Here is a 22037-nt window from a genome sequence, read left to right as displayed (position 1 = left end):
ATCAGGCGGATACCGCGTCGGGGCGGACAGCGGCGAGCTTGTCCGCGATCGAGCCGAGCAGCGCGGCGCGCTGCTCCACGAGAAAGAAATGACCGCCGGGCAGCAGCTCGGTGGAGCGCAGCCCCGGCAGCACGTCGCGCCAGGCCTCCAACTGGGTGACCGCGACCTGGCGGTCGTCGCGGCCGCCGAACAGGTGGGCCGGGCACGTCGGCGCGGCGGCGGGGGCGAAACGGTAGTCGTCGAAAATCTCGAAGTCGCTGCGCAGCGCGGGCAGGAACAGCGCCATCACCTCCGGGGTCTCGCGCACCTCCGGCGGGATCCCGCCGTAATGGCCGACCGCGGCGGCGAACTCGTGATCCGGCAGTTGCGACAGGCGCCCCGGCCTCGGTAGGTGCGGGGCCACCGCGCCGCCGAGGAACAGCGCCCGCGGCGCGATGCCCTCGGGTAGACGGCGGGCGACCTCGTAGGCGGTCAGCGCGCCGAGACTGTGGCCGAAGAAGGCGAACGGCAGATCGGTCAGCGGCAGCACCTGGGCCAGCGCGACGTCGACGAGTTCGGTGAAGCGGCGGATCGGTGTCTGCGCCAGATGCCGCTGCCGGGCGGGCAATTCGATCACGCAGAGCTCCACCCAGTCGGGCAGGCTGCGCCGCCACGGGGTGTAGGCGGCGGCTTTGCCCCCGGCGAACGGCCAGCAGAACAACCGCAGGGCCGGGGCGCCGGCGGTCTTGCGGTGGATGGTCAGCCCGCCCGCCTCGGTCGGGTGCGGTTCGACGGGTGCGACCGACATTGCGACCACAGCCGGAGCGATCTTCACCGCAGCCGGTTCCGGTTCGATGGTGGCCGAAGGTGTCACCGGTGCGGCGAGGTCGTCGGCCGTGAGGCTTCCGAGTCCGGGCAGGGCCGGTGATGCCGCCGAATTCGAAACAGACGCGGCGCCGGCGGTGGACGGGGCCGATTCCTCGAGCAGGGCACGCAGATCGGCGACCGTCGCTATCCGGGTAACCGGTGCACCCAACGTCGCGAAGAACTTCGACAGCGGCGCGGACGGACCGACCTCGTAGCGCGGTGTGCCCATGCGCAGTAGTGCGCGCATGTTCGCGGTCCAGCGCACCGGCGCCGAGATCTGGCGGACCAGATGCTCGGCAACGGTTTCGGGCCGGTGGAACTCCCCGGTGTAGTTCGAGGTCACCGCGACCGCGCGCTCGGCGCGCATCCGCGGCGCGCAGTCGGCGAGGTGTCCGGCGAATTCGGCCTCGATCCCGCGCATCCAGCGGGAATGGAACGGCGCGCTCACCCGCAGCGGAACGAACCGCAGATCCGGATGACGTTCGGCGAGCACGACGCGCGCGGCCGCGATCGCGTCGCGCGCACCGCTGATGACCAGCTGGTCGGTCGAATTGTCGTTGGCCACCTCGGCGCCCGCCTCGGCCACCAGTTCGGCCACACCGGTCTCGGCGATGCCCGGCAGGATCAGCGCGGCCATCGCACCCGCGCCCTCCGGCACCGCGCGTTGCATCAGCGCGCCCCGGGTGCGCACCAGCCGCGCCCCGTCGGCGAGTTCGACGACGCCCGCCGCGACCAGCGCCGCATACTCGCCGAGACTGTGCCCGCCGAAAGATACCGCCCTGCTGCCGAATTCGGTCACCAGCACCCGGTAAGCGGCGATCTCCATCGTCAGCACACACGGCTGGGTGTACTCCGTGCGATGCAGTCGCGGATCCCGCTCGGCGCAGATCCGCAGCAGGTCCTCGCCCACCGCGTCGCTCGCCTCGGCGAACGTGTCGCGTGCGACGGGGAATTCGGCGCAGAAGTCCGCGCCCATCCCGGTCCGCTGGGCGCCTTGGCCCGGGAAGACGACCGTGTACTCGTCGCTCATCGCAGCACCTCCGCGGCCGGTTCGGCCCCGCGCGGCGCGGGAATGTAGCCGACCTCGGTGCAGTGCGCGAGGTAGGTCCGCACCAGATCCTCGGTCGGCGGGCAGTCGATGCCCGCCGCGCCGAGCACCCGCCGGGTGTAGGCGCAGTCGGCGTAGGAGCTTTCCTCGTAGTGGATCGTGCCGAACAACTCGATGCCGTACTTGAACATCTCCAGGGTCTGGCTGTCGTAGACCTCGTCGGTGCCCAGCCGGTAGATCTGCCGGTCGGTGGCCCTGCGATGGAATTCCTCGAGCGGCACCAGATCCACCTCGTACCCGGCGCGCTGGACATAGCGCACCACGTCGTAATAGCGGCGGATGTCCGGATTGGTCAGGTGGTAGGTCTCTCGATAGGTGGGACGCTGCGTGGCGATGTGCACCATCGCGGCGCTGACGTAGTCGACCGGGGTGATGTCCCAGTGCACCGGCGTCAGCATCGTCTCGCCGGTCTCGATCATCGTCTTGAGGATGTCGTAGTACGCGCCTTTGACGCTGACCTCGGAGAACGGGTAACGGCCGGTGCGGCTGTCGCCCATGATGTTGCCCGGGCGCACGATGTCCCACAGCAGCCCCTGCTCGCTCGCCGCCCGGATCAGTTTCTCCGACTCGTACTTCGTCTGCTGATAGGGCAGATGGTCGTAGCCCTGGCCCAGTTCGAGATCGCGCTCGGTGAACGGCGGGTTGTTGAAGTTGAGCCGGTCGCCCAGCGCGCTGAAGCTCGACACGTACAGCAGGTACTTGCCGCGCGAGCGCAGCGCGAATTCCACGGCGCGGCGGGTGCCTTCGACGTTGATCGGGGCCAGCGCGTCGTAGAAGGTGACCAAGGTGGTGCGGCCCGCGGCGTGGATGGTCAGGTCCACGTCGTCGGCCAGGCGCCGCCAGGTGACCTCGTCCAGGCCGAGTCGTTCACTGGAGACGTCGCCGAGCACCGTGGTGACGCGTTCTGCGAACGCTTCGTCGAGGGTCGCTTCCGGGTCGTAGGTGCCGAGGAAGTGCTTGATCCGGCGCTCGGCCGCGGCCACGGTCTTGCCGCGCACCAGGCAGGTCACCCGCACATCGGTGCGGGTGAGCAGATCGTGCAGCAGTTTGCCGCCGAGCACGCCGGTGACACCGGTGATGAACACCGACCGCACCGGGATGGGGGCGTCCATGGTCACCACGGGGATGTCCTGCTGCGCAGCCGTGGCCGCGGCGCCCGTGGTGGGGCGCGGACCCTGCTCCTTCGTGGCGCCGGTGATGATGCCTTCGGACACCAGATAGCGCGACAGCGACGCGATGGTCGGATACAGCTCGGTCGACTCCGCCGGGATCTTCACGTCGTAGTGCTTCATCAGGCGGTTGAGCATCCGGACGGTGGCCACCGAGTCGAAACCGAAGTCGGCGAACTCGGCGTCGAGATCGAGATCGTCCGGGTCGGTCTTGGTCAGATCGGCGAAGATGTCGCGGATGTGCTCGGCGAGCCGATCGCGCCACGCGCTGTCGGATTCGTCGCCGGACGGCTCGGTGCCGGCCGGTTCGGGGGAAACGACCGCAGGTGTCTCGACCGGTTCGCTCGGAATCGCCTGGCTAGCACTGCCATTGGTGGCATGGCCGTTGCGCGGCTGTGGCTGCGGCGGTTCGGCTTCCTGCGCGACCACCGTTTTCGCGACCACCTGCGTCGCCGGGTGCGTGCGTCTGCGGTAGTCCTCGGGCACGATCCAGTACCTGTGCCGCGCGAACGGATAGCCGGGCAGGCCGACGATCCGGCCGAATGGCTGCTCGTAGCCCTGTTCCCAGTCCACGGTCCATCCGCCGGCCCACAATTCGGCCACTCGCGGAAGGTTGCCCGAGCGCAGCAGCGCGCGCACCTCGGCGCGGTCGGCGTCCGACTCGCCGGGCAGTTCGTCGAGGTCGCGGTGGGTGCGTGCCACGCCGTGGAAGACCAGCAGACCCTCGGCGGGCGCGGGGACGCCGGCATCGGCGGTGCTGTCGAGCAAGGCGACCAGTTCGGCCGTGGAGGTGGCCACCACCGCGAGGCGATGGTCGAACGCGGCCCGGCCGACGGCCAGCGTCCACGCCACGTCGGGCAGCGACAGCGGATTGTCGCGCAGCCGGTCGGCGGTACGGGCGGCCAGTTCCGCGAGCCGGTCGGCATCGCGCGCCGACAGCACCACGATCCTCGGTCGTCCGTCCTCGGGGGTGGGTGCGATGGGCTCGGCGTCGGTGAGGATCAGGTGGGCGTTCGATCCGCCCGCACCGAACGAGCTGACGGCGGTGACGCGCGGCTTGCCGTCGCCGGGGCGCGGCCACGGCGTGGCCCGATCGATGACGCGGAACGGTGTCGCCGCGAAGTCGATTCCCGGGTTCGGCGGGTCGCTGTGCAGGTTCGGCGCGATGGTGTCGTGGTGCAATTGCAGCAGGGCCTTCACCACGCCCGCCGCGCCCGCCGCTGCCTCCAGATGCCCCACACTGGATTTCGCCGAGCCGATGCCGCAGTAGCCGCGCTCGGCCGTCGAGCGGCGATATGCCTTGGTCAGCGCGGCGATCTCGATGGGATCGCCTAGCGCGGTCCCGGTGCCGTGGGCCTCCACATAGCCGATGTCGCTCGCCTCGACGCGCGCCGCGGTCAGCGCCCGGCCGATGAGATCGGCTTGGGCGACGGGGTTGGGCACGGTGAAACCGTTCGTGCGTCCGCCGTGGTTGAGCGTGCCGCCCCGGATCACGCCGAGGATGCGGTCACCGTCGGCGCGGGCGTGCCGCAGCGGTTTGAGCACAAGGGTGACCACCCCCTCGCCCGGCACGTAGCCGTCGCCGCCCGCTCCGAACGACCGGCAGCGGCCGTCGGTGGATGCCCAGCGGCCGTAGCCCAGCAGCAGGTATTTGCCAGGGTGGATCGACACGTTCACCCCGCCGGCCAGGGCGTAGGCCGCTTCGCCGCGGCGCAGGCTCTCGCATGCCAGATGCAGCGCCGTCAGCGACGCCGAGCACGCGGTGTCCACCGCGAGACTGGGGCCGTTGAAGCCGAGGTGGTAGGAGACCCGGTTGGCCACCGCGAAGTATCCCGAGATCGGCACGCCGACGAACGCCTGGTATTCGGCGTAACCCACCCCGGCGAAGACTCCGGCATCGGGCAGGCCGCGCGCCGCGGCGCTGCGGCGCACGCGGTCCGGTGAGTAACCCGCGTCTTCCAGCGCGGCCCAGGATGTTTCCAGGAAAAGCCGTTGTTGCGGGTCCATCTCTTCGGCGTCCTTGGGGGTGATGCCGAAGAAGCGGGCGTCGAACTTGTCCACGTCGTCGAGGAATCCGCCCCAGCGCGCGTAGGTGGTGCCGGGTTCGTCCGGGTCGTCGGAGAGGTATTCGCGGTGGTCCCAGCGTTGCGGTGGGACCTCGACGATGCAGTCGCGGCCGGCGACCAGGTTGGCCCAGAATTCTTCGATGTCCCCCGCCATCGGGAACTTGCCCGCCATGCCGATGACGGCGATGTCCTCGGCGTCGTCCGCGCTGTCGCGGGCGGAGGTGGGTACGGCCGTGTGCGCGGGTGCGACGACGTCGCCGGGCGAGGTCGTCTCGGGCTTCGAATCGGTGAGCACGGCCAGGCGCGGCGCGTGCTCGTCGGCGAGATAGCCCGCGAGGTCGCGGACGGTCTGGTATTCGAAGAACAGGGTGCTCGGCAGCGGGCCGAAATCGGTTTCCAACCGGTCGTTCATCTTGCTGATGAGTACCGAGTCGATGCCGTAGTCCTGCAACGGGAGACGGGTGCGGATCCGTTGCGGGTCGAGTCTGCAGTATTCGGCGAGCAGACCTTTGAGGTAGGTCTCGGCGGATTGCCGCACAGGCAGGGAGCCCGGCGACGTGGATCCGACATCAGGCGACGCGAATCCGTGAGCCGCGTCGAAGTCGGGGTCCTGCACTTTGGCGATCCCGGTCTCCCCGGCGAGGTGGTCGGCTGCGTTCCGGAGCATGCTGTAGTGGCGCGGAGCAGCCGTCGCGGGTTTCTCTTCGGCACTCTCCGAGGGTGCGGAGAGGTTTTCGAGAACCTGCTCGACCGTGGGCGGGACGGGAAGCGTCCCGTCGGCGGTGGCGGACGCCCGAAGCTTTCGCGTGCCGGTCGAGGAACTCGGCCCACGCATCGCGGCGAGGCCCGGGGCTTCGCTGTCGGCCGGTTGGAAGACCCCCTGCGGCGAGCGCCCGACCGCAGCCGGCCGGGTGGCCGAAGACGCACCCACCTCCGGCGCCCAGCACCTTTCCCGGTCGAACTCGTAACCGGGCAGGTGAATACGGCGGGCCGCCGGATCGGTCCAGCCCGCGAATTCGACCCGCACCCCGTCGACCCACGCCTGCGCCGTCGCCGCCGGGTCGTTCAGCACGGTGGCTCCGGTTCGGTCGGCGGGCGCGTCGATCGTGCCGGTGAAGACCCCGGCGGGCCGATCACCCTCGGCGAAGGCGGCGAGCCGGGCCACGAGGGCGTCCACCGTGTCCGCGACCACCGCGAGGCGATGCTCGAAGCCGCTGCGCCCGAACGCCAGCGTGCGCGCGACATCCGCGAGCACCGCATCCGGATGCGCGGACAGATGCCTGCGCAGAGCGCGTGCCATCCGGGTCAAGCTCGTCGCACTGCGCGCGGAGAGCACGACCACCTGCGGTGCGCCCGGCGCCGCAGGCCCGGCGGTTGCCACGGCCGGTGCGTCGTCGACCACCAGGTGCGCGTTTGTGCCGCTGAATCCGAAGGAACTGATCGCGGCGCGCCGCGGCGAACCGTCCCACGCGCGCAGTTCGGTGTTCACGACGAACGGCGAATCCGCCAGCCCGAGCAGCGGGTTCACCGCCGCCACGTGCAGCGACGGCGGCAACTGTCGCGCGCGCATCGCCAGCAGCACCTTGAACAGGCTCGCCATGCCCGCGGCATGCGAGGCGTGCCCGATGTTGGATTTCACCGATCCCACCGGGATGGCGCCGACCGCGCCGGTGTAACGGCGGAAGGCGGCGGTGAGCGCTTCGATCTCGATCGGATCGCCCAACCGCGTGCCCGTGCCGTGTGTTTCGACGTAGCCGATGGTGGACGCATCGATCCCGCCGTCGCGATACACCGCCAGTTCCAGTTCGGTTTGCGAGCGCACGCTCGGCGCGGTGATGCCATTGGTGCGGCCGTCGTGATTGATGCCGATCCCGCGGATCACCCCGTGGATCGGGTCGCCGTCGCGTTCGGCGGCGGCCAGCGGCTTGAGCACGACCACACCGACGCCCTCGGCGATCACGAAACCGTCGGCGTCGGCGTCGAAACTCGCGCACCGCCCGCGCGGCGACAGCATGCCCATCGACGAGGCGAGCAGGTGGTATTCGGGCGTCACGAACACCGCGACACCACCCGCCAGCGCGAGTTCCGACTCGCCCGAGGCGAGGCTGCGGCAGGCCTGGTGCAGCGCGACCAGCGCGGAGGAACACGCGGTGTCCAACCCCAGGCACGGACCGGTCAGATCCAGGTGATACGCCACCCGGGCGGGCAGGATGGCCGGGCTGTTGCCGGTGAACAGGTGATGGGAGCCGACCGTTCCACGGTTGCGCAGCAGGGTGGCGTAGTCCGACCCCGGCGACCCGGCGAACACGCCGCATCGCTTGCGCCGCAACGACTTCGGGTCGATGGCGGCGTCTTCCAGGGCCAGCCAGCTGTGTTCCAGGAACAACCGCTGCTGCGGGTCCATGTAGTCGGCTTCGGCCGGTACCAGGTCGAAGAACGCCGGATCGAACTCCTCGACGCCGTCGAGGAAGCCGCCCCACTTGGAGTAGGTCTTGCCCGGTGTGGCCGGTCCCGGCCGGAAGTGGTCGGCGATCGGCCAGCGCGTCGCGGGGATCTCGGTCACCGCGTCGTGCCCGGCGGCGAGATTGCGCCAGAACTCGTCGAGGTTCGCCGCGCCCGGGAATTGCCCGGACATGCCGATGATGGCGATGTCCATTGATGCAGGCCTCTCGCTGGACCGCTCGGCGGCGGTTCGGGTGCCGGGCGTCGGCAGGTTCGAGGCGGGCGCTGGTGCCCCGGATGCGCTCGTCGCCTCGGCGCCCTCTTGGGCCAGGCGAGCGCTGAGCAGCCGTACCGACGGATGGTCGAACACGACTGTCGGGCGCAGCGCCAGGCCGTACCGGGCGTTGACCCGGTCGATGATCTTCACCGCGAGGATGGAGTCGACCCCATACTCCGAAAGCGGCAAATCCACCCGCACCTCGCTACGTGCCACACCGAGTCCGTCAGCGACTATGGCGGTGAGCTCGGCCTCTAGCGCCTGCGCAGTGCCGGGCTGTGAAGGTGCGGTCACAATGGGTTCGGTCCGCGCCTCGGCCACTGGTAGGGCGGCGCCTGCTGGGTGGAGCGGCGCAACGGGGGCCGATTCCACGGCAAGCGCGGGTCGGACCTGCGGATCGGCGGCGATCGTCGGCTGAGACTGCACGCCGGAGACAGCCGTGGGTTGGACCTGCAAGTCGGTGACCGTGGGTTGGACCTGCAAGTCGGCGACCGTGGGTTGGAGCTGCGGATCGGCGGCAACTGTCGGCTGGGACTGCGCACCGGAGACGAGCGCAGGCTCGACGTGCAATTCCGCGGCGGCCGCAGGGTGGAGTTTCGCCACGGCGGCGACCGTCGAGCGAGACTGCGCGGGCACGGAGGCGCTGACGGCGGCCAGCAGCCGGAAACTCGGCTCCGAATCCATGGACAGGCCGGATCCCCACGAGCGGATCCCGGTGAAACCCGCCGCGGCCAGCGCTGTGTTCCATTGCGACTCGGACAGCAACGGCGAGTGCGGAAGCCGCGCCTCCGGATCGCGGTAGGCGTGCCAGCCCTCCAGCAGCCCGAAGGTCAGCGCGAGGACCTCGAGGTCGGTGGTCGCCTCCGTGCACGCGAGCACACCGCCGGGCGTCAGCAGCCGCCGGACGTTGCGCAACGTCGCGTCGATCGACCGTGTCGCGTGCAGGACGTTGGCGCAGAGCACCAGGTCGGCTTCGTGCGCGGGGAATCCCTGCGCGACCGGATCGGCTTCGATGTCGAGCACCGCGAAACGAAGATGCTCGCGGTTGCCGAAGGTGCGTCGTCCGTGCGCGACGAAACTGTGCGAGACGTCGGTGTAGAGATAGTCGAACGCGATCCCGCGCTCGGTGAGCGCGTCGAGCACCGCGTGCGTGGAACCGCCGGTCCCCGCGCCGATTTCGATGACGCGCAGCGGCCGCGCCGGGCCCGGCCGCTGCGCTACCGCCGACACCAGCGCGGCGAGCAAGCCGTTGGTGAAATCGTAGGCGGCGTTGCCGCGGTAGATCGCGCCCACCAGTTCGAGGTCGCCGCCGGGGAACAGCACCTCCGTCGCGGACAACTCGCCGCGCAGGACGCGCGGATACGCGGTCAGGCAGGCGTCCAGCAACGCGACGTACGGCTGGGTTTCCGGGAAGCGCGCGAGCAGGTCGGCGCGCATCCCACCGGTGCCGGGTGGCGGGCCGGGAACCACGATCCGGCCGTCCTGCGAGCGCACCAGCTCGTGGCGCCGCAGGATGTCCAGGCAGCTGGTGCGCAGCCGGTCGAACTCGGGTCGGATGCCCAGGCGCGCGTCCACCGACCGCGCGGTCCACTCCCCCGGCGTGAGCCCCATGCCGGCGAGCGTGGCGAACAGTCGCATCGCCGCGTAACGGCCGAGTTCGGCCTTGCCGGGCTCCACGACGCCCGCGGTCTCGACGGCCGCCTCGAACCGCTCCACCGCGGCGTCGAAGCCCGATCGCGGCGGTGCGATGATCCAGTAATCGGTGCGTTCGAAGGGATAGCCGGGCAGCGGGATCCGACGCCGCGGCCCGCCGCGCCCACGCCAGTCGACCTCCGCGCCCGCAACCCACTGGCGGGCCAGCTCCTGATCGTCGGCCGCGGGGGCGGAGAGCGGCGGCCGGGTCTGCGCGTCGACGGTGCCGGTGACCACGGCTCCGAGCTGGTCGGTGCGGAACTGGTCGAGCGCGTCGGCCACCTCGGCAGCTGAGGACGCGACCACCGCCAGGCGGTGCGCCAGCGCGGGCCTGCCCACCTGCAAGGTGCGCACCGCGTCGCGGAAATCCGCGGGGTCGAGGGTGCGGAAGTGCCGGGCCATGGTCTCGGCGTAGCGGTGCAGTCGCTCCGGACTGCGCGCCGACAGCACGAAGATCTCCGGTTCGCCCGTGGCGGCCGGGCGGACCCGGTCGTCGAGGTATTCGGCGAGCACCACATGGGCGTTGGCGCCGCCCGCTCCGAACGCGCTGATTCCGGCGTGACGCGCCACGGCGACGCCGTCGACGGTGTGGCGCGGCCACTCCTGCACTTCGCGCGGCAGGCGGAACGGCACCGAGTTGAACGCGATGGCCGGATTGGCCTGTTCGGCATGCAGTGTCGGCGCGATCCGGCCGTGACGCATCTGCAACAGCACCCGGGTCAGGCTTGCGACGCCGGCGGCCGCTTCCAAGTGGCCGATGTTCGACTTCGTCGACCCCAGGGCGCGGGAGCGCCCGGCGTCGGGAGATCTGCCGAATGCGGCAGCCAGACCGGCGATTTCGATCGGGTCGCCGAGCGGGGTCCCGGTACCGTGCGCCTCGAGGTAGTCGATCGCGGCGGGGTCGACCCCGGCCGCGCGCAGGGCCTCAACGATCACCTCGGCCTGCGCGCCGGGGTGCGGCACGCTGTATCCGGACGTCTGGCCACCGTGGTTGACCGCGCTGCCCAGGATCAGCCCGTGAATGGTGTCGCCGTCGGCGCGGGCGGTCGACAGCGGTTTCAGATACAAGGCGCCGACTCCTTCGCCGGGCACGTAACCGTCGGCCGCGGCGGCGAAGGGTCGGCACCGTCCGGTGTCGGACATCATGCCCAAGCTGTGCAGCAGCAGGAATTTGTCCTCGTGCAGCAGCAGATTCACCCCGCCCACGAGCGCCGCGTCGCATTCGCCGTCGAGCAGGCTGCGCCGCGCCAGATGCAGCGCGGTCAGCGACGCCGAGCAGGCGGTGTCCACGGTGAGGCTCGGCCCGCGCAGGCCGAGAGTGTAGGAGGTGCGGTTGGCGATGGACGACGGGATCGAGGCCACCGCCACCGGATCGCCCTCGCGACCGGCCGCGACGCCGAGCAATCGGTAGTCGCTCCAGGTGGAGCCCACGAACACGCCGACGCGGCGATCCCGCACGGCCGGATCGGTGTGGTGGTAGCCGGCGTGCTCCAGCGCCGCGTACGCCTGCTGCAGGAACAGCCGCTCCTGGGGGTCCAGCAGCGGCGCCTGGACGGGTGGGATGCGGAAGAACTGCGGGTCGAAACCACCTACGTCACGCAGGAATCCGCCGATCATCGGGGGCGCGCCGGGCGCGTCGCGAGCGGCGGTGAGCCACCAGCGTTCGGCGGGGACGGGGCCGACCGCGTCGTGTCCGTCGCGCAGGTTGCGCCAGAACTCCTCGATGTCCTCCGCGTCCGGGTAGCGACCGCTGATTCCGACGATCGCGATGGGCTCGGTGACGGACGGGCGATGCTCGGCCGGTGCGTGCTCGGTGACGGTGGCAGTCGGCCGCGCGGCTGCCGGTTGGAGTCGTGCGCGCAGCGTCTCGGGTTCACCCCACACCGCGGCCGAGTGCGCTCGGTTCAGGGTGGCGCAGGACAACAGCAGGTCCAGGCCGGTCGCGGTCGGCAGCAGACCCACACCGGCCCGCCGCAGCGCGGCGATCTGTTCGGCGGGTGGACGCATGCCGCCCTCGGCCCACAACGGCCAGCCGACACTGATGGTTCTGCTTCCGGCCTGATCGCGCTGTTCGGCGAAGACGTCCAGATAGCGGTTGGCCGCGGCGTAATCCGCTTGCCCGGGGTTGCCCAGCACCGCGGAGACGGAGGAGAACAACACGGTCAGGCGGACCTCCGGCAGCGCCCGTGTCAGGTGGGTGACGCCGTAGACCTTCGGCGCCAGCACGGATATCGCGTCGTCACGGCCGGTGCCCGCCAGCAGTCCGTCGCGCAGCTGTCCGGCGCCGTGATAGAGCACCTCGACGGGTCCGAACGTGGCGTGGGCGATCGCGGCGACCCGGTCGGCGTCCGCGGCCACCGACACGTCGGCGCGCACGTGCACGGCTTCCGCGCCGAGGTCGCCGAGTTCGGCGAGCAGCGCGGCGGCCGCCGCGTCGAGCGGACGGCGCGATACCAGCACCATCCGGGCGCGGTATGCGGTGGCGAGGCGGCGGGCCAGCTGCCTGCCGATTCCGCCGAACCCCCCGGTGATCACGACAACCGACCCCGGTCGCGGCACCGTGTACCCGGACCTCGGGGTGTCGGCGATCAGCCGGGATCGGCGGATCTGGCGTCGCCCGCCGAGATAGCGGATCTCGGTGGCGGAGTCACGTTCGTCGACGCCGAGTTCGATGGCCACGATGTCCTCGATCGCACCGCCGGGCTCGCGCTGAACGGCCCGCAGGATCGGTTGTGGCTGCTCGAGCCGCAGTGTGCGCGCCAAACCGCCCAGGAGGGCGCAACTCGATTCACCTGCGGGTGTGGCGGGCGTGAGAGCGAGGATCCGCCGTGTCGGCGGTTCGGGCGCCGACGCGGCCGCGCGCAGCAGGTCACGCAGCGGCAGATACACCCGTTCGACCAAGGCTTGCGGGTCGGTCTCGGTCACCGCCTCGGGCCACAGATACAACGCGGCATCGAAGCGCACCCGCCGCGATGCCAGTTGAGCGACCAGCCGCTCCATGTGCTCTGGGTTCGCCGGGTCGACGTCGAAACCGTCTGCTCCTGCCAGGAACTCGTTGCCGGGGCGAACGCGGACGACCGTGGCCGCGCCGTGCGGGTAAGGGTGGTCAGCGGTATCGAAGACGAGCAAAGCGGCCGGTTCGCGACGTGGGTGCGCGGTGGGGTCGGGTTCCCAGTCGAATCCGAAGGTGATCAGGTCGTCCGCGGCGGAGGGCGGGGCGGATGCCACCGGCGTGGCGACTGCTTCCGATGTCTGGGCGCTGGTAGTCGATTGTGGTGCGCTCGACGCTGATTCAGTTGGATGGACATCCGTTCCGAGGGGCGCCGCCGCGGGGACGGCGATGTCACCCGGTCGGTAGTTCGCGCCGACGGTGTCGGTGAGGTGCCCGGCGAGCGCCTCGATGGTCTGGTATTCGAACAACAACGTCGGGTAGAGCGGCTCGCCGACCCGGGCCTCCAGTTGCGCGGTCAACCGCAGCAGGCGACCGGAATCCAGGCCGAGTTCGTAGAACCCCACGTCCGTCGCGATGCCTGCGGGCTCGGCGCCGAGTTCGCCCGCGACGAGTGCGGCCAAGTCGGCGGTGATCACCGCACGCGCGTCGCCCGGGACGGTGGGCGCGGCTGCAGCGGTGGGCGCGGCCGGTCGCTGCGGGGACGCCACCTCCGGCTGGGTCAGCAACCGCTGGATGTCCGCGCTGCCACGCACACGCTTGGATGTCAGCCGATACCGCGCCACCGGTGACCCGTCCGGATCGTAGAGCGCCACCTCGGCTTCGAGCAGATCCCCACCCTGCCCGCCGCGGAGCGAGGCCCGCACGAAGACCTCCTCGGGAGTGGCCCGCCACGCGCGGACGTCACCGAAGTAGATCGGGATGAACGCGCTGTCGGCGTCCACGCCGAGCCGGTGCGGGTCGATGAACGGCACGATCGTGGAGGCGTCCAAGAAGGTGGGATGCAGCAGGAAGCCGGGGAGATGCTCGGCTGCCTCCGGGCCGAGCCCCAGCGTCGCGGTGACCACGTCGTCTCGGCGGGCGAAATGCCCGGTGGCGCGCATGAACGCGCGATGCTCGATACCCCGGCTCCCGCTCTGGGCATACATCTCGGCGATTCCGCGCTCCCCCGCCGACGCCCGGAATCCGGTGACATCGATTCGTTGCGGCTCCTCTGCTGATTGCGTCTGCCGCACAAGGCATTCCGCGACCGGTTCGACCGCCCCGACGGGCACGCCCACCGCATCCAAGCGCTGCACGTCGATGGCGACCCGGCCGGTCGGGCGATCTACCCGGAACGCGATGCGCGCCGCGCCGTCGTCGGCGAGGGCGACCGGACGCTGGAACAACGCTTCCCGGATCGTCAGGTCACCGGGCTGGTACCCGGCCGCCATCGCCGCGCGCAGGATCATGTCGAGATACACCACACCCGGCAGGATCCGTACACCGTGCACTCGGTGGTCGCGCACCACCGGGTCCTCGGCCCGCAGGGTGGTGGCGAAGCTGTTCAGGTCGATCCCGCTCATACCAGCGGCTCCACACGCAGGAACGACGGTGCGGGGGCGCTCGTCGTCATCGGCACCACGATCCGCGGCGCGGGCTCCGTCGATGTGCTGGGAACCGTTTTCGGCAGCATGAAGCTCCTCTTGCGGAATGCGGGTGGATCCAGGGGACGGCGCGTCGGCCGGTGCCCGTCGGGCGCCTGCTCGACGACGAGGTGGGCATTGGTGCCCCCGAAGCCGAACGAGCTGACGCCCGCCGCGCGGGGCCTGCCGTCGGCAGGCCGCCACGGGCGCAGTTCCCGATTGACCTGCAAGGGCGAACCGGTGAACTTGAAACGCGGATTGAGGTTGTCGCAGTGCAGCGACGGCGGCAGCGCCGCATGGTGGACGGCCAGAATGGTCTTGACCGCGCCGGCGATGCCCGCCGCGGAAAGCAGATGTCCGATATTGGTTTTCACGCTGCCGACCGCGCACGGCTCCGGACCGCGCGACCGGTCGCCCAGCACGGTCGCCAGCCCTTTCAGTTCGATGGGGTCGCCGATCATGGTGCCGGTGCCGTGCGCTTCCAGATACGACAGCGCGTCCGGCGACATGCCCGCCACCTCGAGCGCCGCGGTGACCACCTCGATCTGCGCCCGCATGTTCGGTGTGGTGATGCCCATGGTGTGCCCGTCGTTGCCGATCGCCGAGCCGCGCAGCACCGCGTAGACCCGATCGCCGTCGGCGAGCGCGTCGTCGAGCCGCTTGAGCAGCAGTAGCGCCGCGCCCTCGCCCGGTACGAAACCGTCGGCGTCCTCGGAGAACGTCGCACACCGTCCGTGCGGTGAGAGCACGCCCGCCGCCGCCAGGGTGACGAACGGCATCTCGTCGAGCAGCACCTCCACGCCGCCGGCCAGTGCGGCGTCCACCTCGCCCGAGCGCAGCGCCTGGCAGGCCAGATGCACCGACAGCAGCGACGACGAGCACGCGCTGTCGAGCACGACGTTGCCCGCGTGCCAGTCGAAATAGTCGGAGATGCGCGCGGCGATGAAGTTCTGGCCGATGCCGATGACGGTGTGCCGGTCCGGGACCGGGATCCGGTGGAAGTAGTTCGCCGCCCGGCTGCCCGCGTAGACGCCGACCCGTTTGCCCGCCAGTTCCTCGCGCCGGTATCCGGCGTCGGTGGTCGCCAGCACCGAGGTCTCGAGCAGCAACCGCTGCAACGGGTCCATCTGCCAGGCCAGTTCGTCGGTGACCCCGAAGTACTCCGGATCGAACAGATCGACGCCGTCGACGAAGCCGCCCCACTTGCTGTTGGTCAGTCCGGGCCCGCCGGTCGGTCGGTAGAAGCGGGCAGGGTCCCAGCGAGCCGAGTCCACCTCGCGGATGCCGGAGGCGCCAGTGGCGAGCAGACGCCAGAACGCGTCCGGAGTGTCCCCGCCCGGCAGGCGGCAACCGATGCCGATCACGGCGATCGGCTCGGCGGCCCGGCCGCGGCGGGCATCGGCGGCCCAGGCGGCTGTGGTGGGACGCGACTCCCGCGTTTGTTCCGCGGGCGGCGGATCGCTCGGCGTCCGCTGCGTTTCGGCAGCCGGGGCCGCCGCGAAACGTTCGGGGTACTGTTCGGTCAACAGGCCCGCCAGCGCGTCCAGCGTCGGGAATTCCAGCACCAGCGCCGGGTCGAAGGGCCGGCCGACGACCTGCTCGATCCGGCGCACCGCCGAGGCGATCAGCACCGAGTCCGCGCCGTACTCCTCGAACCGCTTGTCACCCTCGAAACGGGCCGGGGCGAGCTTCAATTCGTCGGAGAAGATCTGCAACAGTTCCTGATACGCCGCCGCGGATCCGTTCGCCACCATGGGCCGCACCGCCGGGGCAGCCTGCGGTGCGAGACGGCTCGTCCGTGTCGGAAGATCAAGTGCCGCACCGTAATAGGGCAGAATCACCGGCTCCGGCAGGCCGAGGACAGCGTCCAGCAGCTCGAATCCCTCCGCGGCACTCAGCGCCGGAAGCCCGGTGGCTCGATAGGCCGCGCTGGTCACCTCGCCGAATCCGGTGTCGCGGAACGAGGGCCATTCGATCGACCGGAAATACGGCCGTCCGACGGCGTGCTGGGCTTCGGCGAAGCGGTCGAGGTGCGCGTTGGCCATAGCGTAGTCCGACAAACCCACCGCCAGACCGGGCAGTACCGCCGACACCGAGGAGAACAACACGAAAAAGTCCGGACGGTCGGCGGCCAGTAGGTCGGCGAGGACCGCCGTGCCCGCCAGCTTGGGTTCGAGCACGGTCGCGACGGCGGGTCCGGTCTTGCGCACGAACGCCGGACTCTCGCCGGAGACGCTGCCCGCGCAGTGCAGCACGCCGCCGATCGGGCCCAGTTCGCGCCGCACGCGATCGAAGAAGCCGGACAACGCCGTCTCGTCGGTGAGGCTGCCGAAGTAGGTCCGCACCGCGACGCCGCGATCGCGCAACGCGACCAGCCGCCGCACCTTGTCGGCCACGGGCCCGGAACCTGCGGCCACCCGGTCCCAGTCCGGTTCCGCGGGCAGTGTTTCGCGGCCGAGGACGGCCAAGCGGCGTGCTCCGCGTTCGACCAGCGCCGCCGCGAACTCCGCGCCGAGGCCACGGGTACCGCCGCTCACCACGTAGGTGCGAGCGGGATCCACCACGAGACCCGCGCGCGGCGTGGCGTCGGCGAGTTCCACGGCTTCGCGTCTTCCGTCGCGGTACCGCACCCGCGGGGCGCTGTCCTCGGCGCACTCCGCGCCGAGGATCGCCAGCAATCGCGTGGGATCGGCGCACACCGCCGCGCGCTCGGCGACCACGTGGACGCTGCGTGTGCGCACGTCCCGGATTTCCTCGGCGAGCGCCGCGACCAGACCACCCAGCGGCGCCGACTCCGGTCCGTCGGCGCCGGGATGTCCCGCCGCGACGTGCACCAGCACGAGCGCACCGGTGCGCGCCTCGAGCACACCCTGATACAGGCCCATCCGGCCTAGGTCGCCGGTGGGCCGGCCCCCGGGCGCGGGAACGAGGTCGCCCACGTCGAGCACGCAGTCGGTGCCGGGATATCGCGTCGCCAGCTCCCGGCCGAGCGCGGCGCCCGCGCCGAAGTCGTCACGGTTCAGGTCTCCCGGCACGTCCGACAGGCGCACCAGACGGCCGGAATCGCCCACCGCGTCGACGAGCGCTTCGATCAGCGGCTGCGGGGTGCGCGCGTCGTATACCACCAAGGCGCGGCGATCGCGCAGGTCACCGGGAGGCAGCGGAGCTTCCCGCCAGACCGGAACCAGCAATCGACGTTCCGGCAAGACGGTTTGCCGGGTCGGCGCATGCTGTTGAGCGGGTGCGGGCCACGCGGCCGACGCGGATTGCGCGGATTCCGCTGCCGACCGGTCCGCCGGAAGTGGCGGCGGCGCGGCGTCGGACCATTGCCCTGACGCGAGTCGCGGCGATTCCGGCGTGCGCGCATACCTCGGATCGAGAGCAGGCTGAGGCCCGAGGGCGGGATTCGCCGCTGATGGTTGTGGCAGCGATGTGAGGTCAGGCCCGAACGTGGACGGCTCCGCGTGTGCGGACTGTGCCACCGGGTCGGTGCCCGCTCCGGCCTGCCGACTCGGCGTCGACTGCGGCGCGGCAACGGTTCCCGTGGTCGGAGCGCTTCGCCGGGCCGGCGCGGATTCGGACTCGGGCGCAGGCGTGACGTCCGGAATCCAGTACCGCTCACGCGCGAACGGATACGTGGGGGCGGGAATACGGCGTCGAGGTCCGGGATCACGAACGGTCGCCCAGTCGATGTCGCCGCCGCCGAGCCAGCGCGCGATCCGGGAGTCCTCCCCCGCATCCCGGCACGCCCTGGCGCCGGGTGCGTCGTCGACCCACGCGCGGACGGCGGCGCGCAACTGGTCGACGTCCCGTGCGACGAACGCGGCGCGAGCGCGGCCCGCCTGACGGCCCACCTGCATGGTGTAGGCCAGATCGGCGAGGTTCGGCTGCTGCGCGGCGAGGTAGCCGTCGAGTGCGGCCACGTACTCCGCGAGGCGTTCGCGATCGCGTGCGGAGACCGGGACGACCTGCCCGCCGCTGAACCGGGTCTGCGGCCTGCGGTCGACGTACTCCTCGACCACCACGTTCGCGTTCGCCCCGCCCGCGCCGAACGAGCTCACCGTCGCCCGGCGCGGCCGCGCCGGATCGCCGCCGGGCCAGGGCAGCGGCTGAGCCGGGATCCGGAACGGTGTGGCCGCGAAGTCGATATTCGGGTTGGGCGGCGTGGCGTGCAGGGACGGCACGATGGTCCGATGGCGCATCTGCAGCAGCACCTTCGTCAGCGCCGCGACACCGGCGGCCGCCTCGAGGTGGCCGACATTGGACTTCACCGAACCGATCGGCAGCTCCGATACACCCGACCGACCGAAAACCTTGGCCAGCCCCGCGATTTCGATCGGATCGCCCAATGCGGTGCCGGTGCCGTGCGCTTCGACGTAGGACACCGACGCCGGATCGACGCCGCCCGCGCGCAGCGCCGAACGGATCACCGCCGCCTGCACGTCGGGATTGGGCACCGTGAACCCGTTGACTCGGCCGCCGTGGTTGATGGCCGAACCCTTGATGACGCCGTAGATGGTGTCGCCGTCGGCTTCGGCGTCGGCCAGCGGCCGCAGCACCATCGCCCCGACACCCTCGCCGGCCACATATCCGTCGCCGCCCGCGCCGAAAGAGCGGCAGCGGCCGTCGGTGGAGGCGAACTGCCCTTGGCTGAGGGCGACGAATTTGTAGGGATGCAGTGACAGATTGACCCCGCCGACCACCGCCAGCCTGCATTCGCCGGTGCGGATGCTCTGGCAGGCCAGGTGCAGCGCGGTCAGCGAGGACGAGCAGGCGGTGTCCACCGCCATACTCGGCCCTTGGAAGTCCAGGGCGTGCGAGACGCGGTTGGGGATGCTCCAGAATGTCGACCCGGGCAACGTGCCGTGCCCGAGCCGGGACTCCTCGGCCCCGAACATCTGGTAGGTGCCCCACATGACGCCGACGAACACACCGGCCTGTTCCGGGCGCAGGCCGCCGCGCGCCAGATCGGCCCGGGAGTGCCCGGCGTCTTCCAATGCTGCCCATGCCGTTTGCAGGAACAGTCGCTCCTGCGGGTCCAGGATCTCCGCCTCGCGCGGGGAAATCGCGAAGAACAGCGGGTCGAAGCAGTCGACGTCGTCGAGGAATCCGCCCCATTTGGTGTAGGCGGTGAACGGGTTGTTCCGGTCCGGAACGAAATAGCGGGTGTGATCCCAACGCTCCCGGGGGATCTCCGTGACGCAGTCGCGTCCCTCGATCAGCACCCGCCAGTACTCGTCGAGACCGTTCGCACCCGGGTAGCGTCCGCTGACGCCCACGATCGCGATATCTCCTACCGCGCCGGTGGGGTGGCCGGAACCCGAGGCGTCGGCCGCACCAGGGGTGCCCGGGTTGTCCGAAGCGCGCCGGGTCATCGGCTGCGGTGCGGGCGGGATGTCGTTCATGGGCGGGCGATCGACCGCGCTCGACGCACCGTTCGCGCCCGGCCCGTCGGTGTGCGCGGCGAAACCGTTGCCCGCCGCCTGCGGTCGAGCAGCTACGGCTCCGTTCGATGCGGTCGAAGTCCCCGCGGGGTACCTCGTGGGCGTCCGCGCCGCCGCCCGATCGGAGGAATCGCCACGGCTCTCGACCGACGGCGGCGCGGACGGCTTGTCCGCGGAGCCCAGCCGCACCAGCAGGCCGACCACCGCGCGCGGAGTGGGGTACTCGAAAGCCAGCGTGGCGGGCAGGCGGTGACCGCTGGAGCGCGACAGTTCGTCGCGGATCTCGAGCGCCGCCACCGAGTCCAGCCCGAGTTCGTGCAGCGGACGATCCAGATCGTCACCGGGCGCCAACCCCAGGCAGCGCCGCACGAGAGCCTCCATCCTGTCGGACAGACCGGCGGTATCGGTTGCCACGGCCACGTTCTCGACCGGCGCGGTGAAATCCAGCAGCACATCCGGCACGTCGGCACCGGTCCTTTCCGCAAGCGCGAGCGGCATCGCCATGACTGCCGGCGTCGGGGAACCGATGAGGCGGGCGAGCGTGTCCAAGGCCTGCGTGGGGCGCAGCATCCCGTAACCACGGCGGGCCAGCCGCTGTACGGCGCCGCTGTCGAGCTGCTCGACCATGCCGGTGTCCGCCCAGGGGCCCCACGCGATCGACAGCGCGGGCGAGCCCGAGGAGCTGCGCGATTCGGCCACGCCGTCGAGGAAGGCGTTGGCGGCGCCGTAGCTCGACTGGCCGGGCAAACCGACCACCGCCGCGGCCGAGGAGAACAACAGGAAGAAACGCAGGGAGCGATCCGCCGTCAGTTCGTGCAGGTGCCATGCCCCGAAGGTCTTCGGTCCGAGGACGTGCCCGACCCGCGCGGCCGTCTGCTCGGCGATCACGCCGTCGTCCAGCACCCCGGCCAGATGCGCCACTCCGGCCAGCGGCGGCAGCTCGCGGTCGATCCATGCCAGCGTGGCCGCGACGGCGTCGCGATCGGCGACGTCGAGCGACCGCACCCGGATCCGGGCGCCACGCTCCCGCAGTTCGGCGATGACCGACCGGGCTCGCCCGTCCGGCGCCGACCGCCCCGCGAGCACCAGCTCCGGCCACCCCCGGTCGACGAGCCAGCGGGCCAGTCGCAAGCCGACTCCACCGAGCCCACCGGTGATGAGTACGGTCTGTCCCGCTCCGGAAGCCGACTCGTCCGGCACGGCTTGCACCGGAACGAGCCGCGGCACGCGACGGCGTCCCTGACGCAGCGCGAGCTGGCGTGGCGCGTCGGGCACGACGAGTGCGTCGGCGACGGTTCCGGCATCGGTCACCGGATCGACATCCAGGACGCGGCAACCCATTTCGCGGTGCTCGAGCTGCGCACTGCGGGCGAAGCCCCACAGCGCGGACTGCTCGGGCGCCACCGGATCGGCGGAACCGACCCGCTGCCCGTGCCGGGTGACCAGCCACACCGCGGGTTCCCCGGCCGCCGCGGCGGCCTGCACGAGGTGCACAGCGCCGACCACCAGACGTTCGGCGACGACCGGCGCGGGCGCGTCGTCGGCCGAGAGCGCGACCGCCGAAACGATCCCGCGCAACGGTGTGCGTCCGTCGCGCACCGCGCCGAGCAGCGCGCGCACCGCCGCGGGTACGCCCAGGTCGACCTCGAATTCGTCGTCTGCGCGGAACGCGAAACCACGGCCGGGACGGGCGAGTACACACTCCCCGCCACGCGCCCGCAAGGCGTCGGCGAGCACGTCGGCGAAGTCCCCGGACGCGCCGATGATCAGCCAGCGTCCGGTCGCCGGGGCGGGGAGCGCGGCGTCGGTCTCCTGCCAGTCGATGCGATAGGTGTCCGCCAGGAACCGATCGTGCGGCACACGGGACGGCTGCCCGCCCGAGTGCGGTGTGGGGCTCGGCATCACTCGCAATCCGTTCGCGACCAGCACCGGGTTACCCTCCTCGTCGAGCAGTCGAACATCGGCGACGCACAGCTGTGGCGTCTGCTCGACGACGCGCACATGGCCGAATCGAACGGTGTCCGCGGCGAGCGAGACGAGCACTCGGTCCACCGCGAACGGCACCCACGTCTGCTGCTCGGCGCGCGGCGACATCGCCGCGTAGGTGGCTTGGAACGCCGCGTCCAGCAGCACCGGGTGCACCGGCGCGGTGCCGGTCCCTGTCTCCGGGTCCGCCAACGTGACCAGGGCTTCGTGCCGGCCGAAGCGCACGTCGACGACGCGACGGAACGCTGGTCCGTACGGCAGGCCCGCTCGGGCCAGCAGCTCGTAGAAGGCCGCCGCGGCGAGATGTTCCCTGCAGTTGCCGAGGACCTCGGCCAAGCCCGCGCCGTCTGGGATCCGCTGCGCCGCGGCACGGACCTGAGCGCGCGCGTGCGTGCCGGAATCTTCGGTCGTCACCCGCACCGCCAACCCGTC

The 22037-nt window shown here is 71.1% G+C and carries 3 protein-coding genes (1 of these 3 cut by a window edge); all 3 read right to left on the bottom strand.

Going from position 1 to position 22037, the window contains the following annotated elements; genetic code table 11:
- Nucleotide 1: 1 nt before the first annotated feature.
- Tightly spaced (each overlapping or abutting the next), the 3 genes in view from GVY64_RS19970 to GVY64_RS19960 form a layout consistent with a single transcriptional unit that may run on beyond the window.
- Nucleotides 2–1876 (bottom strand): thioesterase domain-containing protein, encoded by a 1875-nt coding sequence (locus GVY64_RS19970; protein WP_159843632.1) that lies wholly within the window; start codon nucleotides 1874–1876, stop codon nucleotides 2–4.
- Nucleotides 1873–14115: a thioester reductase domain-containing protein gene (locus GVY64_RS19965; protein WP_159843630.1), complete on the bottom strand. Its 12243-nt coding sequence runs from the start codon at nucleotides 14113–14115 to the stop codon at nucleotides 1873–1875. Before GVY64_RS19965 ends, GVY64_RS19970 begins: the two co-directional genes overlap by 4 nt.
- On the bottom strand, nucleotides 14112–22037 hold the final stretch of the coding sequence (locus GVY64_RS19960) for a type I polyketide synthase (protein WP_159843627.1). It continues 13617 nt past the right edge of the window; the window shows 7926 of its 21543 coding nt (coding positions 13618–21543); its start codon lies off the right edge, out of view — the gene reads right to left on this strand; the stop codon is at nucleotides 14112–14114. Before GVY64_RS19960 ends, GVY64_RS19965 begins: the two co-directional genes overlap by 4 nt.

Origin of the sequence: Nocardia sp. CY41, from assembly GCF_009829325.1 — a bacterium.
GTDB lineage: Bacteria > Actinomycetota > Actinomycetes > Mycobacteriales > Mycobacteriaceae > Nocardia.
Note: the sequence above shows the minus strand (reverse complement) of the source record. Positions and strands in the feature narration are given on the sequence as shown.